Annotated in this window: 13 protein-coding genes; 5 read left to right on the top strand and 8 right to left on the bottom strand. The window is 71.7% G+C overall.

The genetic code is table 11. The features are described 5' to 3' along the window. Nucleotides 1–2: 2 nt before the first annotated feature. A complete protein-coding gene (gene melA / locus FHX44_RS38980; protein WP_147260354.1) occupies nt 3–1,364 on the bottom strand; it encodes an alpha-glucosidase/alpha-galactosidase in 1,362 nt (453 codons plus the stop codon). A gap of 70 nt (nt 1,365–1,434) precedes the next feature. Between melA and FHX44_RS38985 the strand changes: the two genes are divergently transcribed. Continuing rightward, entirely contained in the window at nt 1,435–2,259 is an 825-nt protein-coding gene (locus tag FHX44_RS38985) for a helix-turn-helix domain-containing protein (RefSeq protein ID WP_147260355.1), read from the top strand. 3 nt (nt 2,260–2,262) lie between these two features. Here the strand turns inward: FHX44_RS38985 and FHX44_RS38990 are convergent, their stop codons facing one another. Next, complete coding sequence (locus FHX44_RS38990) at nt 2,263–3,114, bottom strand: formate/nitrite transporter family protein (RefSeq protein WP_147260356.1); 852 nt, start codon at nt 3,112–3,114, stop codon at nt 2,263–2,265. A gap of 205 nt (nt 3,115–3,319) precedes the next feature. Between FHX44_RS38990 and cynS the strand changes: the two genes are divergently transcribed. Both cynS and FHX44_RS39000 read left to right on the top strand, forming a co-directional pair. After that, a complete protein-coding gene (gene cynS / locus FHX44_RS38995; protein ID WP_147260357.1) occupies nt 3,320–3,769 on the top strand; it encodes a cyanase in 450 nt (149 codons plus the stop codon). 718 nt (nt 3,770–4,487) lie between these two features. Further along, the gene (locus tag FHX44_RS39000; protein WP_212612852.1) at nt 4,488–5,189 is read left to right on the top strand and encodes a phosphotransferase; all 702 of its coding nucleotides are present in this window, start codon (nt 4,488–4,490) and stop codon (nt 5,187–5,189) included. A gap of 60 nt (nt 5,190–5,249) precedes the next feature. Here the strand turns inward: FHX44_RS39000 and FHX44_RS39005 are convergent, their stop codons facing one another. The 4 genes from FHX44_RS39005 to FHX44_RS39020 all read right to left on the bottom strand — a co-directional run bounded on the left by FHX44_RS39005 (nt 5,250) and on the right by FHX44_RS39020 (nt 10,473). After that, on the bottom strand, nt 5,250–6,026 hold the full coding sequence (locus FHX44_RS39005; RefSeq protein WP_147260359.1) for a creatininase family protein: 777 nt from the start codon (nt 6,024–6,026) through the stop codon (nt 5,250–5,252). A gap of 4 nt (nt 6,027–6,030) precedes the next feature. Continuing rightward, entirely contained in the window at nt 6,031–8,055 is a 2,025-nt protein-coding gene (locus FHX44_RS39010; RefSeq protein ID WP_147260360.1) for a CocE/NonD family hydrolase, read from the bottom strand. Beyond that, a complete protein-coding gene (locus FHX44_RS39015) occupies nt 8,055–9,257 on the bottom strand; it encodes an ATP-grasp domain-containing protein (protein WP_147261832.1) in 1,203 nt (400 codons plus the stop codon). The genes FHX44_RS39010 and FHX44_RS39015 overlap by 1 nt, the downstream gene beginning before the upstream one ends. Before the next feature lie 133 nt (nt 9,258–9,390). Further along, on the bottom strand, nt 9,391–10,473 hold the full coding sequence (locus tag FHX44_RS39020; protein ID WP_147260361.1) for an aldo/keto reductase: 1,083 nt from the start codon (nt 10,471–10,473) through the stop codon (nt 9,391–9,393). Between the two features lie 143 nt (nt 10,474–10,616). On the opposite strand from FHX44_RS39020, the gene FHX44_RS39025 reads away from it, so the two are divergent. Both FHX44_RS39025 and FHX44_RS39030 read left to right on the top strand, forming a co-directional pair. After that, nucleotides 10,617–11,465 carry an AraC family transcriptional regulator N-terminal domain-containing protein gene (locus tag FHX44_RS39025; RefSeq protein ID WP_147261833.1) on the top strand — a complete coding sequence of 283 codons (849 nt, stop codon included), beginning with the start codon at nt 10,617–10,619 and terminating at the stop codon, nt 11,463–11,465. 363 nt (nt 11,466–11,828) lie between these two features. After that, nucleotides 11,829–12,656, top strand: a complete 828-nt coding sequence (locus tag FHX44_RS39030) for a DUF5602 domain-containing protein (RefSeq protein ID WP_147260362.1) — start codon at nt 11,829–11,831, stop codon at nt 12,654–12,656. Here FHX44_RS39030 and FHX44_RS39035 read toward each other — a convergent pair. Together FHX44_RS39035 and FHX44_RS39040 are read right to left on the bottom strand one after the other, a co-directional pair. Next, a complete protein-coding gene (locus FHX44_RS39035; protein WP_147260363.1) occupies nt 12,616–13,704 on the bottom strand; it encodes an LLM class flavin-dependent oxidoreductase in 1,089 nt (362 codons plus the stop codon). The genes FHX44_RS39030 and FHX44_RS39035 overlap by 41 nt on opposite strands. Next, the gene (locus FHX44_RS39040; RefSeq protein ID WP_147260364.1) at nt 13,704–14,213 is read right to left on the bottom strand and encodes an SRPBCC family protein; all 510 of its coding nucleotides are present in this window, start codon (nt 14,211–14,213) and stop codon (nt 13,704–13,706) included. The genes FHX44_RS39035 and FHX44_RS39040 overlap by 1 nt, the downstream gene beginning before the upstream one ends. Nucleotide 14,214: the final 1 nt, after the last annotated feature.

Genomic DNA, 14,214 nt, shown 5'->3' on the forward strand with positions numbered 1-14,214 from the left:
AATCAGGCCGAGAGCTCGGGCGGCAGGTACGCCTTGTGCGCCAGGAACAGCTCGTCGACCATCGCCGTGATCTGGTCGAGGGTGAGCAGCGCGCTGGTGAGCGGGTCGGCCATGACGGCGTGGTAGACGTGCTCCCGGCGGCCGGTGAGCGCGGCCGTCACCGCGAGCTCCTGCACGTTGATCCCGGTGCGGTTGACCGCGGCGCACTGCGGCGGCAGCGCACCGAACACCGCGGGCTGCACGCCGTTGCCGTCCACGAGGCAGGCCACCTCCACGCAGCAGCCGTCGGGCAGGTTGGTGACGAGCCCGGTGTTGGGCACGTTGCCGTAGATCACGCTCTGCTGTCCGGTCTCGATGCTGTGCACGATCGCCGCGCCGTACTCGACCGACGGGGCCAGCTCGCGCTTCAGGTCGTCGAGGAGCTTCGCGGTCTGCCCGTCCTCGTCGTGGTTCTGGCAGATCTCGTAGTAGTCCCAGCGCTCCGGGATGAACTCGCGCACGAGCTCGGGCGACTTGCGGAAGTACGGCAGGTACTCCGACGCGTGGTGGCTCGACTCGGTGTGGAAGTAGCCGAAGGCGTCCATGATCGCGGTGCGGACCCGCTCGTTGCCGCCCTCGTACACCGACTCCCCGCGGTCGGCGCCGCTGTGGTCGCCGTGGTCCGAGGCGAACCCGCGCCCGGCAGGCCCGTGCAGGTGCCGCTCCCCCATGACCTGGCGCAGGCGCGGGTACAGGTCCTCATCGCCCCGACGGAACTCGGTGAACCACGACTGGTGGTTGATCCCCCCGGCCCGGAAGCGCACCTCCTCGTACGGGACGTCCAGCGCGCGGGCGAGCATCCGGGAGGTGCCCTGCACGCTGTGGCACAGGCCCACGGTGCGGGCGCCCAGCGCGTTCAGGTACCAGGTGGCCATCGCCATCGGGTTGGCGTAGTTGATCACCTGGGCACGCGGCGCGAGCTCGGCGAGGTCGGCGGCGATCTCGCGGTAGGCCACCACGGACCGCAGGAACCGGAACACCCCACCGGGGCCGAGCGTGTCGCCGACGGTCTGGTCCACGCCGTACCGGCGCGGGATCTCCACGTCGTCGCGGAAGGCGTCCACGCCGCCCACCTGGAACGTGATGATCACGTGGTCGGCGCCGTCGAGGGCCGCCCGCCGGTCGGTGGTGCTCTGCACCGTGGTCGGGAAGCCGTGGTGCGCGACGAGCGCGCGGGCAGCGCTCGCGGTGCGCTCCAGGCGGCCGGCGTCGATGTCCATCAGCGTGAGCGTGCTGTCGCGCAGCGCGGGATAGCTGAGCAGGTCACCGATCAGCCGGAACGGGAAGACGTATCCGCCGGCGCCGACGATAGTGATCTTGGCCATGCCCCCACGCTAGGAGCTGAGCCCCCTAGAATCGGTCCGCGAACCTCCGGCGGAATTCCAGGATCCTCAGGTGTCCAACGTTCTCGAGCACCCGTCCCGGCTGGCCTGCTGGCAGGGCCGGGGCCACGCCATGGCGAGCGCCCACCGCCACGACGACCTCGAGGTCAACATCGTCGAGGACCAGCCGCTCACCTACCTCTTCGGCGGCACCCTGGTGACGATCCAGCCCGGCACCGCCGCCCTCTTCTGGGCGGCGGTGCCGCACCGGTTGATCGACACCCCGCACAACTGGAACGCGAGCGTCCGCTGGCTGCACGTCCCGCTGGGACAGGTCCTCGCCTGGAGCCTGCCCGGCCCGGCGATCGCCGAGCTGCTGCGCGGCACGCCCCTCGTCACCGCTCGACCCGGCCACCCGGGCCGCGACGCGTTCAGCCGCTGGTCGGACGACCTCGCCAGCGCCGCGTCCGACCTGCACGCGATCGCCCTGCTGGAGATCCAGGCCGGCATCCGCCGGTTGCTGCGCACCGCGCTGCCGGCCGATGCCGGCGCCCGCGCCGACCTGCCCGACGCCGTCCGGCACGTCGTTCACATGGCCCGGTTCATCACCGAGAACTTCCGCGACCCGATCCGGACGGCCGACGTGGCGGCCGCCGTGCACCTCAACCCCAACTACGCGATGACCCTGTTCCGCGAGGTCCTGGGCACGACCATCCACACCTACCTCACCGACCGCCGCATCGCCGAGGCCCAGCGGCAGCTGCTCACGAGCACGGCCACCACGCGGCGGATCGCCGAGGACACCGGCTTCGGCTCGCACAGCGGCTTCCACGCCGCGTTCACGCAGGCCTGCGGCGTGCCGCCGGGTCGATACCGGCGCCTGCACCGGGGGAGCTGACGCTCAGCGCGCGGCCACCTCGGGCGTCCTCACGTCCTCCCGCGCCGGACGCGTGCGGCCCGCGCCGGGGCGCGCGTGGGTGGCGTACAGCGTGAGCCCGACGAAGGTGAGGCCGCCGACGAGGTTGCCGACCACGGTGGGGAACTCGTTCCACACCAGGTAGTCCACGATCGAGAAGTCGCCGCCGAGCATGATCCCGGACGGGAACAGGAACATGTTGACGACCGAGTGCTCGAAGCCCATGTAGAAGAACACCAGGATGGGCATCCACATCCCGATCACCTTCCCCGACACGGACGTCGAGATCATCGCGGCGACGACGCCGGTGGAGACCATCCAGTTGCACAGGACGCCGCGCAGGAACAGGGTCAGCATCCCGGCAGCACCGTGGTCGGCGTAGCCGACGGTCCTCGACGTGCCGATCTCGCCGAGCCGCTGCGCGACCTCGTTCGGGGCCACGGTGAAGGCGAACGTGAGGATCACGGCCATCATGAGCGCGACCGTGAGGGCGCCCGCGAAGTTGCCTGCGAACACCAGCGCCCAGTTGCGCAGGACCCCCTTGACCGTGACGCCCGGTCGCCTGTCGATCCAGGCCAGCGGCACCAGCGTGAAGACACCGGTCAGGAGGTCGAAGCCCAGCAGGTACAGCAGGCAGAACCCCACCGGGAACAGCAGCGCCCCGACGAGGGCCGACCCCGTCTGCACGGTGACCGTGACGGCGAACGCCGCGGCGAGGGCGAGGATGGCGCCTGCCATGTAGGCCCGGATCACGGTGTCACGGGTGGACATGAAGACCTTCGCCTCGCCCGCGTCGATCATCTTTCCGACGAACTCCGACGGGTTCAGGTAGGACATACGGGCACTCCTCAGGTCACTCCCGGCAGACCCGTCGAGTGTTGAAACCCCGTGTTGCCGTTCCGTTACGGTCCGACGATCATCGCGTCACGCCCCGCTCACAGCGTCACGCTCCTCCGGTCAGGCGCACGTATCCCGGACGTAACACGAGCGCAAAGAGCGCCCGCGAGCCTGAGGCCCCATCGATCTGGAGAAGGAGCCGACGATCAACCCGATCACGAGCAAGTCCGACGCCGCCGACCTCGTCGTCGCCGCCCGGAAGCGGCGCGGCCTCACGTGGGCCGGGATCGCCGAGGCGCTGGGCACCCCGCTGGTGTGGACGACCGCGGCGCTGCTCGGCCAGCACCCGATGACACCCGAGCAGGCCGAGAAGGCGTGCGAGGTCCTCGGGCTGGACGAGACCGTGGCCGAGAGCCTCCAGCTCCAGCCCTCCCGGGGCACCGACCCGGCCCTCATGGCCGACCCCACGATCTACCGCTTCACCGAGGCCCTCTCGGTCTACGGCCCAGCGCTCAAGGAGCTCATCCACGAGGAGTTCGGCGACGGGATCATGAGCGCCATCAACTTCCGCGTCGACATCTCCCGCCGGCCGGACCCCGACGGCGACCGCGTCGTCGTCACCCTCGACGGGAAGTTCCTCGACTACCGCTGGTGACGCGCGGGGCCTGACCTCGACATACGGCTCGGATTGAGTAGCGAGGTGCAGTTCACCGCCCTGGCGGAACAGTACGACCGCTTCATGGGGCGCTACACGCCGACGTTGGCCGTCGCGCTGGCCGACGCGAGCCCTTCACCTACCGGGTCGGGCCCGCCGGGCAGCACCTCGCGTCGCTGACGGTCGAGCGGCGGGCGCGCGTGCGCGATGGGTGCCGGGAAATGCTGCCCGCTCGACGCGAGGGCCTGGTTCGCGTCCGGCACGGTCCCGGCCGCGCACTGAACCGAGCCTCTGCCGACTTGACGGACGGGCTGGCGCTCCCAGCGTGACCCGGAACCGTCCGGCGCGTTCCGGAGCGCGGCACGCGCGCCCCGGTCGGTCTCGTCACCAGCCCTGACAGTTGCTCGGGCGCGCCGAACGTCCGCCACTCCGCCGAGGCGCCCACCAGTCGGCGGAAGCCGGCGGCCTCGCGCGTGGGTAAACCGACCGTTCATGAGAGCGGTGATCGCCCGGTACCGACCCCGGCAACTCGATCGATCGCTCTGGCCATCGGCGCTACGGTGCCCCCATGTGCCGCGACCAGCTCGGTCGGCGAGCAGCCGATCCGTTGGCCGGACCCGTGGTCGAGCCGGAGATTCCCCTCGAGGGCGGCTCGCATTCAGGGGCCGTTCGAGTGGGTCGGACGGTTCGGCGCGTGGGTCGCCCGTGGTCTCCGGCCGTGCTCGATCTGCTGCGGCATCTCGAGCGTGAAGGCTTTGGTGGCGCGCCACGTGCACTGGGCTTCGACGACCGGGGGCGCGAGGTTCTCACCTTCGTCGACGGCCGGTCCGGTGCACGTCCAGCGGAAACGGACGTCGGGCCCGTACGGGAGGGTCACCGGGTCTGGCGGGACGACGTGCTCGTGCACCTCGGCGGCCTCCTGCGTGCGTATCACGATGCCGCGGCGACGTTTCCGTGGACCGGCCGGGAGTGGCAGTTGGAGGTTCGGCGACCGGTCGAGACGATCTGCCATAACGATCTGTCGCCGGGGAACGTCGTCTTCCGGGCGGGCGTGCCGGTGGCGTTGATCGACTGGGAGTCGGCGGCGCCGGGGCCTCGCGCGTGGGACCTCGGGTATGCCGCCTGGAATTGGGTGCCGTTCTCGTCCGAGGAGAGGTGTCGAGCGGCGGGACTGCCGACGAGCATCGCGGAGAAGGCGCGCCGGTTCCGCTTGCTGGTCGACGCGTACGGCGTCGAGGCCGACGTGGGCATCCTGCGGACGGGGATCGAGCGGATGCGGCAGTACCTGGACCACTTGTGGACGCTCGTCGCCGAGGGTTCCGAGTGGGAGGTGAGGTTGGCTCGCCGCGGCGTGCTCGACGAACTGGCACATGAGATCGCGTGGGTGGAGGATCACGCCGTTGCGCTCGTGGAGTCGTGACGCGGCGTGCGACCTCCACCGGAGCGGCAGCCGGTCGACCACAGCGCCCTTCCTGGGAGCTCAGGACCCCGGCGACGGGCCGTGGCTCCCGGCCGTGGCCGCGTCGAACGCCCGGATCGCGCCCGCCAGTGCCTCGGCGCGCGCGGCGAGGAGGCCCCGGCCGGTATCGGCCTCCGCATCGGTGGCGTCGTCGGTGGCGCCGCCCACCCGCTCCCACTCACCGTGCCGGGCCACCACCAGTCCCGGCGCCGGTGACCGGTGGAACAGCGGCGGCGGATCCGGTTCCCGCCACCGGACCGCGGGGCGGACCAGGTCCGGGTGGACGGCGAGGAGCAGCGAAGTCTCGAACCAGCCGGCGTGTCCCGGGGACTGCGGTGGCTCTTCGGGACCTGCGAGGGCCCAGTAGGAGCAGGCGCCCAGCGCGACGTCCGACCGCAGCGCGCAGCGCTTCACGGCGAGCCGCACGACCTCGTCGTTGCCGGCGTGCCCGTTCACGAGCAGGACGCGGCGGAACCCGCTGCGCACCAGCGAGTCGAGCGCGTCGTCGAGCACGGCGAGCAGCGTCGTGGCCGACAGCGACACCGCCGCCGCGAAGAGGTGGTGCGGGCTGTGTCCGAACGGCAGCGCGGGCAGCCGGACCAGCTCCGGGCCGCCGTCGCCGCCGTCCCCGATCAGGCCGGCGGCCGCGTCGACGACGGCCTCGGCGAGCAGCGTGTCCGTGCCCATGGGCAGGTGCTCGGAGTGCTGCTCCTGCGAGCCGACGGGGAGCACGGCGATCGCCCCGCGCTCCCCCGCGGCCCGCACCTCCCGCCACGGCTGCCGGTCGAGTCGGATCACGCCCTCACAGTAGATCGCGCGGGATGCTGCGCGCCCAGTCCTTCGAGAACGTGCGGTGCTCGCCCTCGTACGCGTCGAGGTGGCCGTGCACCTCGAACGTCTCCGGCGTGCAGGTCAGCACGGTGCGGGTGACGGTCCGCGTGCTCCACCCGTCACGGGCGAACGTCATCGACCACTCCACGTCTCCGCGCGGTGAGGCGAAGTCGTCGGCCACGCTGCTGTAGCGCTCCACCACGCGCCGACCGGTCGTCATGCCGGTGTCGTCGTGGCGCAGCACGCCGCCGTCCTTGACGATCTCCAGCACCGAGCGGTAGTCGATCAGGTCCCGCGACACCGTCCAGCTGTTCTCCCCCGGCTCGAGCTGCGTGGCCGGCGCGGGTGGTGCTCCCTCGGGTTCGTCGAAGGGGCGCAGCGGCACCTCGTCGTCCTCGGCCGTGGGCCGGACGGGCAGCACCAGGCAGCTGGTCCCGGTGCGGACGGTGAGCTCGGCCGGTTCCGGGGGCGGCCACGCGAGCGGCCAGTACGACGAGGAGAGCGACAGCCGGATCCGGTGTCCCGGCGGGAACGCCTGCGCCGCGCCGTTGAGCTGCACGCGGACCCGCTGGAACGCGCCCGGCTCGACCGGCTCCGGGTCGTCGTCGCGATCGCGGTGGGTGAGGTTGAGCAGCCCGTAGGTCACGCGGGTGGCGCGCCCGTCGGGGGCGACGTCGGACAGGCGGGCCGCGATCGTCGCGACCGGCCGGCTCGCTGCGACGTCCAGCTCCACCGCGGTGGCGCCGAGGATCTCGCAGCGCTCGGCGAGGGGCTCGGTCTCGAACACCAGCGAGCCGCCGTCCTCTTCGCGCTGGTCGTAGGGCAGATCCGGGGGTGCGTTGTACGAGGCCCACTTGCCGGCGAACTGACCCACCGACAGCGGCGACTGCACGCTCACCTCGCAGGGCTCGATCCGGGCGCCCACGGGCGCGATCCGGTAGCGGGCGAGGGCGTGCTCGGCCGGCCGGACGTGCGGGGAGGGCCAGCTCGGCTCGCCGACCCACCGGCCCGGCCGCTCCTCGTACGCGGTGGACGGCGGCACGCTCTCCTGCATCCACGTACGCAGCATCGGACCGTCCTCGGCGCCGTTCTCGCGGTCCTTCAGCCACCGGTCGAACCAGCGCACGACCTCCTGCAGGTAGCCGATCGCGGGGCCGGGCACGCCGAGGTGCGGGTACTTGTGCGACCACGGCCCGATCAGGCCCTTGCGGGGCACGTCGAGGTGCTCGAGCACCCGGAAGACCGCGTTCGAGTAGCCGTCGGCCCATCCGCTGGAGGCGAACACCGGCACCTGAACGGCCGAGTAGTCCTCGCACACCGACGCCCGGCGCCAGTAGTCGTCGCGGCGCTGGTGTGCGAGCCACTTCAGGATCCAGGGCTCGGCGTGCTCGAGTCGCTCACGCCACATCTCCCGCCAGCGCTCCCCGACCACGGTCGGATCGGGTGGCAGGGTCGAGTAGGCGAACATCGTGCCGGCCTCGGCCAGGTTGTCCGAGAGCAGACAGCCGCCCATGTAGTGCATGTCGTCGGCGTAGCGGTCATCGGTGAAGGACGCGATGACGATCGCGCCGAGGCTCGGCGGGCGACGCGCGGCCACCTGCAGCCCGGCGAACCCGCCCCACGAGATGCCCATGAGCCCGGTACGCCCCGTGCACCACGGCTGGTCGGCCAGCCACGCCAGCGCCGTCTCGATGTCGCGGTGCTCCTGCTCGGTGTACTCGTCGCAGAGCACGCCGTCGGAGTCACCGCTGCCGCGGAGGTCGAGGCGCAGGCAGGCGTACCCGTGTCCGGCGAGGTAGGGGTGGTGGATCGAGTCGCGCACGGAGGTGAGGTCGCGCTGGCGGTACGGGATCGCCTCGCAGACGGCCGGCACGGGCTCGCCGTTGGACGAGACCGGCCGCCACAGCCGGGCGGCGAGCTCGGCGCCGTCGGGCATCGGGATGCGGACGGTCTCGGCTGGGCGGACCTCGTGCGGGAGAGCGGAAACGGTGCGCATCAGTCGAATTCGTAGGTCAGGGCGCCGACGGCGCGCTCGTACTTGGCCACCAGCTCGGCCTCGTCCCGGGCGCCGACGATCACGTCGGTGAGCTCGAAGCTGTAGCTGTCCTGCCCGAGCAGCTCGGAAAGCCGCTGCCCCTCGCGCGGCACCGGGGTCACCCGCACGCCGGGGATCTCGCGCTCGATCCGTGCGACCTCCTCGGGGCTCGGGCCGCGCCGCAGCACACCGTCGGAGAAGCGGCGGTGGTACCACTTCGCCGAGATCCCGTACGGGCCCTTGTCGCGGGGCAGCTCGGGATCGCGGCCGAGCGCGAGCTGGACCATGGCGTGGTGGTTGGCGATCCCGTCGACGTCGGCGAAGAGCTGGGCGTGCGACTGGGAGTGCCGCGGGTTGATCTCCAGCAGGCACACGTCGCCCGACTCCGGGTCGCAGAAGAACTCGACGCTGAAGGTCGTCCAGTCCAGGCCGACACCCGCGATCACGCGCTCGGACACCTCCACCAGCCGTTTCTGCACGGGCTCGGGCAGCTGGGACGGGTACTGGTGGCGCAGGAAGCTCGACCGCTCCGGGTAGGTGATCGAGTCGAGCACCCCGTAGACGACGACCTCCCCGTCGTGCACGTACCCCTCCGTGGCGGCGCGCGCCCCGGTCATCGCCTCCTCGGCCAGGCACGCCTGCCCGCCGACCTCGGCGATCGCCTGCGGCAGGTCGAGCTGGTCGAGCACCCACTCGAACGGCCTGCCGAGCCGCCCGATGCCCTCGCGGATCTCCGCGACGGCATCGGCGAACTGCCGGTCATCGGCGACGTGGAACGCGAGCTCCGAGGAGTACGACTTCACCGGCTTGAGCCACACCGGGTAGCGCAGGCCGTCGGGCAACCGCGGGTCGTCGAGGTCGACGAGCCCGAAGCGGGGGTACTCCTCGATCACCTGCTGCTGCTCCAGACGGCTCCAGTACTTGTGCTCGCACTTCACGACCGCCTCGAGCGACGCGCCGTGCAGGCCGTAGCGGGCGGCGAGCAGCGGGACCAGCGTGCTGATCGGGAAGTCCCAGAACCCGATGACGGCGTCCACCGGCTCGTCCCGCCCGTCCAGTGTGCGGACGGCGCGGTCGAGAAGGTCCGGGATGCTGACCTCCCCCTCCTGCATCTCGGAGTCGGTGAGCACCGGCACGAACGTCTGCCGCTCGTGACCGGGCATGCGGCGCAGGAGCTCGAAGTTGGCCTCGTCGGCGCCGAGCACCGCTATCGTCGCTTCGTCGGATCGCTGGTCGTTCACACGTGATCCGTAACCGCGGTGCCCGGTCCGAAAACGTCAGGCCCAAACGTGAGGCTCAGTAGCGGACGGAGCTCTGCAGGAGCGGCGGGTACACGGTGGAGACCTCGCCGTCGACGGTGGTCCCCGCGAACTGCAGCATCGCCCGCTGCGCGCCGTGCATCGGTGCCGGGTAGTCCAGGGTCGGCGCCGAGATCTCGTCGAGCACGCCGAGCTGCTCCGGCGTGAGGGTCACCTCGAGCGCGGCGAGGTTGTCCTCGAGGTGCTGCACCCGCCGGGCGCCGACGATCGGCACGACGGTGCCGCGCCGGGCCCGCAGCCAGGCCAGCGACACCGCGGCCGGGCTGGTGCCGAGCTCGTCGGCGATCGTGGCGACGGCCTCGATGACGGCGAACTCGTCGTCGGTGGGCCCGCCGACGAAGGCGGCGCGGGCGGAGTCGGCGACCTGCGTGCCGCGGCGGTACTTGCCGGACAGGAAGCCGTTCCTCAGCGGGCTCCACGGCACGAGCGCCATGCCCTGGTCATGTGCGAGCGGGGCGAGCTCGCCCTCGACGGTGCGGGCCAGCAGCGAGTACTCGACCTGCAGCGCGATCAGCGGGGTCCAGCCCTTCAGCAGCGCCGTGGTCTGGGCCTGGGCGGTGACCCATGCAGGCGTGTTGGAGAAGCCGACGTAGCGGATCTTCCCCGCTCGGACCAGGTCGTCGAGGGCGCGCATCGTCTCCTCGATCGGCGTGTGGCGGTCCCAGTTGTGCAGCCAGTAGAGATCGAGGTAGTCGGTCTGCAGGCGGCGCAGGGTCTCGTGCAGCTGCGCGATGATCGACCCCCGGCCGGCACCGCCGCCGTTGGGGTCGCCGGGGAACATGTTGCCGAAGAACTTCGACGCCAGCACCACGTGCTCGCGCCGACCGGGGCGGGCCGCGAAGAAGTCGCCGAGGATCTTCTCCGAGTGGCCGTTCGTGTAGAAGTTCGCGGTGTCGACGAAGTTCCCGCCGCGGTCCAGGTAGGTCGAGAGGATCTTCTCCGACTCCTCGACGCTGCAGCCGGCGCCGCCGCGATCGTCTCCGAATGTCATGGCGCCGAGGGCGAACGGGCTGACGCGCAGGCCGGACCGGCCGAGGGTGACGTAGTGGTCGAGAGGCATGAACCCATGCAACCGCCAGGCCCGCCGCCGAGGTAGATCGATCCGCGCCCGCTCTTGCACGATCCTCGCAACTTCGATCGGATCGGTGAGTGCACCCGCTCGCCGAGATCCGCCGCTCGATCGTGACGCACGCCCGGCCGGACATGAAGACGCCCATTCCCGGGCTGCTGCTGTCCCGGGTGGCGACTCAGGAGCCGGACTACTCGCTGACCGACCCGCTGCTGGTCGTCATGGCGCAAGGGGGCAAGCGCCTCCTGCTCGGCGACGAGGTGTTCGAGTACCGGGCGGGACAGCTCCTCGTGGTCACGACCGGCCTGCCCGTCACCGGCCACTTCCTCGACGCCACCCCGCAGACCCCTGCGCTCGGCATGGGTCTGGTGCTGCGCCCGGCCACGATCGCCCAGCTGCTGCTGGACGCTCCGGCCGCGCCGTCGCCGCGAGCCTCGACCGAACCGGCGATCGCGACCGGGGACGCCGGCCCCGACCTGCTCGACGCCGCGGCCCGATTGCTGCGGCTGCTCGACCACCCGGCCGACGCCCGCGTGCTCGCCCCTCTCGTCGAGAAGGAGATCCTCTGGCGGCTGCTCACCGGCCCGCACGGCGCGATCGTCCGCCAGATCGGCCTCGCCGACAGCAGCCTGTCCCAGGTGAGCCGGGCGATCCGGTGGATCCGCGACAACTACGCCGAACCGATGCGGATCGAGGACCTCGCGCGGACCGCCGGGATGAGCGCCGCCGCGTTCCACCGGCACTTCCGCGCCGTCACGACCATGAGCCCCCTGCAGTTCCAGAAGCGCATCCGCCTGCAGGAGGCGCGGTCGCTCCTGCTGGCGCGGCCCGACGACGTCGCGGGCGTGGGCCACCTCGTCGGCTACGACAGCCCGTCGCAGTTCAGCCGCGAGTACCGCCGGCTCTTCGGTGCACCGCCCGGGCAGGACGCGACGCGGCTGCGCGCGGCGGCCGCTGTGGGGCCCGTCCCGCACCTCCCCTGACCGGACGAGGTCGGTCGCCCGGGCCAGGCCGGCGGCCCCGGTCGTCGTGGGTCGGCCCCCGCCACCACCAGCGCGTGACACCTTCGGGCGTGCGGACGAGTGGTGTCCGTGCGGGGGCCTAGCGGTGCGCCGTCGGTAGGCGTAGTTTGCCGGCCTCCGTCAGAGCGGGACTCCGATGAGGACCACGGGCAGGCGCGGACACGGCGTCGAACTCGATCACCGCGCTGACCGACGGCCGGCGCCGCTCCACGACGTCCCGGCAGCGCCTTCATGCGTGATCCAGGGCACCGGTGCCGCCGGATCGCCCACACGGCCGGTCACCTCGATCGGGACGACGACCCCCAGAACGGAGGGAAGATCATCATGCGTTGTCAGCGACTTCTCCGCGGCCTCGGATTGGTCTGTGCCGCCAGCACGGCCCTGGCCCTTCTCCCGGGCTGCAGCAGTGCTGGGAGCGCGCCTCCCAGCAACAGCGGCACCTTCTTCGGCCCGTCCCAACCTCTCGGGAACGGCACCGTCAAGACCTACGCCGCGCTCGACGAAGGCGGCCGCCCGACCGAGGTCGGCGTGCGACTGACGGCCACCGCCCTGGACGGGCTGCCCGAAACCAGCACCGGTCTCCCACCGACGTTGATGCTCGACTTCCCCGACCAGGCGTCGGCGACCGCGTTCGATCACGTCATGCTCAACTGGAACCCGCAGGGGCACGAGCCACCCGAGCTGTTCGGCGAACCGCACTTCGACTTCCACTTCGACATGGTCGACATGGCGACGATCCACGGCATCATCGCGTCCGATCCGGACTACACGGCCAAGGCCGAACGCGCACCCGAGGCGAAGTACGTGCCACAGGACTACGTCGTCCCGCCCGGCGCGCCCGCCGCTGCTCAGGCGGTGCCCGGCATGGGTGTGCACTTGATCGACTTCAGTGATCCCGCTCTCGTCCCCGGCTCCTACGACTTCGAGCAGATCATCATCAACGGCACCTGGGACGGCCGCTACACGTTCGTCGAGCCGATGATCACGCGCGAATGGCTGCTGACCGACCCGGCGTTCCAGCAGCCCCTCAAACTGCCCCAGGCGTACCACAAGTCCGCCTACTACCCGACCACGTACGGCGTCCACGTCGACGAGCAGTCGAAGGACTACGTCATCTCGCTCTCCGGGATGACGATGCGTGAAGCGTCGTAGGGCCGGAAGAGTGGGAAGTCGTCGCCCGGACGAGGTCGATCCCGCGGGCCAGCGTGGTGAGCCGGTCGTCGAGCGTGTCGCCGGCCGGGTAGAGCCGCACGGTGTCGACGCCGGCGTCGCGCCAGACCCGTAGCCGTGCCCGCACCATCTCCTCGGTGCCGATCAGCGTGGTGGCCAGCACCATCTCGTCGGTGACGAGCGCGGTGGCCCCGTCGCGGTCGCCGGCCAGCCAGCGCTCCCGCACGGCCGCGGCGACCTCGGCCCATCCCTGGCGGCTGTAGGCGTCGTTGTAGAAGTTCGTGCTCGCCGAGCCCATCCCGCCGAGGCTGAAGGCGAGCCCCTTCCGCCGGTCGGCGGTCATGCGCCGCAGCTCGTCCTCGTCGGCGGCGAAAGCGACCTCGGCACCCTGGCAGACGTCCAGGTCGCGCCGGCGCCGCCCGGAACGTGCCAGCCCGGCGTCGAGGTGGGCGAAGTAGGCGGCCGCGCCCTCGGGGACGAAGCTCGTGCCCAGCCAGCCGTCGGCGATCTCACCGGCCAGCTCCAGCAGCTTCGGTGACAGCGCGGCGAGGTACAGCGGGATGTCCGGGTTCGGGGCCGTCGACAGCCGCATCGGGCGGCCGTCGCCGCCGGGCAACGGGATCCGCACCGTCTCCCCGTCGTAGGCGACCTTCTCGCCTGCGAGGACCCGGCGCACGACGTCCACGGTCTCGCGCATCCGGGTGAGCGGCCGGGCGAACGGCACCCCGTGCAGCCCCTCGATCACCTGCGGACCGGACGCGCCGAGGCCGAGCAGGAACCGCCCACCGGACAGGTCGGCGAGCGTGAGCGCCGCCTGCGCGATCGCCACCGGCGTGCGCGTGCCGAGCTGGAGCACCCCGGACCCGAGCAGCAGCCGGTCGGTGCGGGCGGCGAGGTGGCCCAGCACCGACACCGCGTCAGCGCCCCACGCCTCGGCCACCCAGCAGATGTCGAGCCCGAGGTTCTCGGCCTCGCACACGAACTCCACCGTCTCCCGGCCGGCTCCCTCGACGGTGGTGGCGGTGCGCATCAGGATCCCGCCTCGACCCGCTCCTTGAGCGCCGCGAGGGTGGCGGTCATGTTCCGCTCGAACTCCCGCAGCCGCACGAAGACGATCTTCTGCTCCTTGTCGGGCATCCGCTCGATGGCGTGGCTCAACCCGGACCGGCCGGGCCCGAGCCGGACCCACTCGGTGAGCCGCGTGCCGCCGTCGGCGGGTTCCAGGGTGAACCGCCAGGTCGCCGCCGGGTGCTGCGGGTCGTGCACGGCCCAGGCGAACTCCCGCGGCCGCTCGCAGGTCACGACGTGCGAGATGACCGACCACTCCCCCAAGGCGTCGTGCCGGCTGTGCCCGACGAACCGGGATCCGACGGCCGGGCCGCACGCGTCGAGCCACTCGACGGACTGCAGCTCGGGGCTCGACGCCGCCATGCCGGGCAGGTCGACCACCGCGGTCCAGACCTCGTCCGGCGGGGCGGCGATCCACGTCGTCACCTCGGCGGTCGGGCAGTCGGCATAGCGGGCACCGGTCCATTCCACG

Source organism: Pseudonocardia hierapolitana, from assembly GCF_007994075.1.
Classification (GTDB): domain Bacteria; phylum Actinomycetota; class Actinomycetes; order Mycobacteriales; family Pseudonocardiaceae; genus Pseudonocardia; species Pseudonocardia hierapolitana.

Coding starts and splice junctions, on each gene's coding strand:
- FHX44_RS39010 (WP_147260360.1), bottom strand. CDS start 8,055: ATGCGCACCGTTTCCGCTCTCCCGCACGAGGTCCGCCCAGCCGAGACC.
- FHX44_RS39035 (WP_147260363.1), bottom strand. CDS start 13,704: ATGCGCACCGCCACCACCGTCGAGGGAGCCGGCCGGGAGACGGTGGAG.
- FHX44_RS39030 (WP_147260362.1), top strand. CDS start 11,829: ATGCGTTGTCAGCGACTTCTCCGCGGCCTCGGATTGGTCTGTGCCGCC.
- FHX44_RS39015 (WP_147261832.1), bottom strand. CDS start 9,257: ATGCCCGGTCACGAGCGGCAGACGTTCGTGCCGGTGCTCACCGACTCC.
- FHX44_RS39025 (WP_147261833.1), top strand. CDS start 10,617: ATGAAGACGCCCATTCCCGGGCTGCTGCTGTCCCGGGTGGCGACTCAG.
- FHX44_RS39020 (WP_147260361.1), bottom strand. CDS start 10,473: ATGCCTCTCGACCACTACGTCACCCTCGGCCGGTCCGGCCTGCGCGTC.
- FHX44_RS38990 (WP_147260356.1), bottom strand. CDS start 3,114: ATGTCCTACCTGAACCCGTCGGAGTTCGTCGGAAAGATGATCGACGCG.
- melA (WP_147260354.1), bottom strand. CDS start 1,364: ATGGCCAAGATCACTATCGTCGGCGCCGGCGGATACGTCTTCCCGTTC.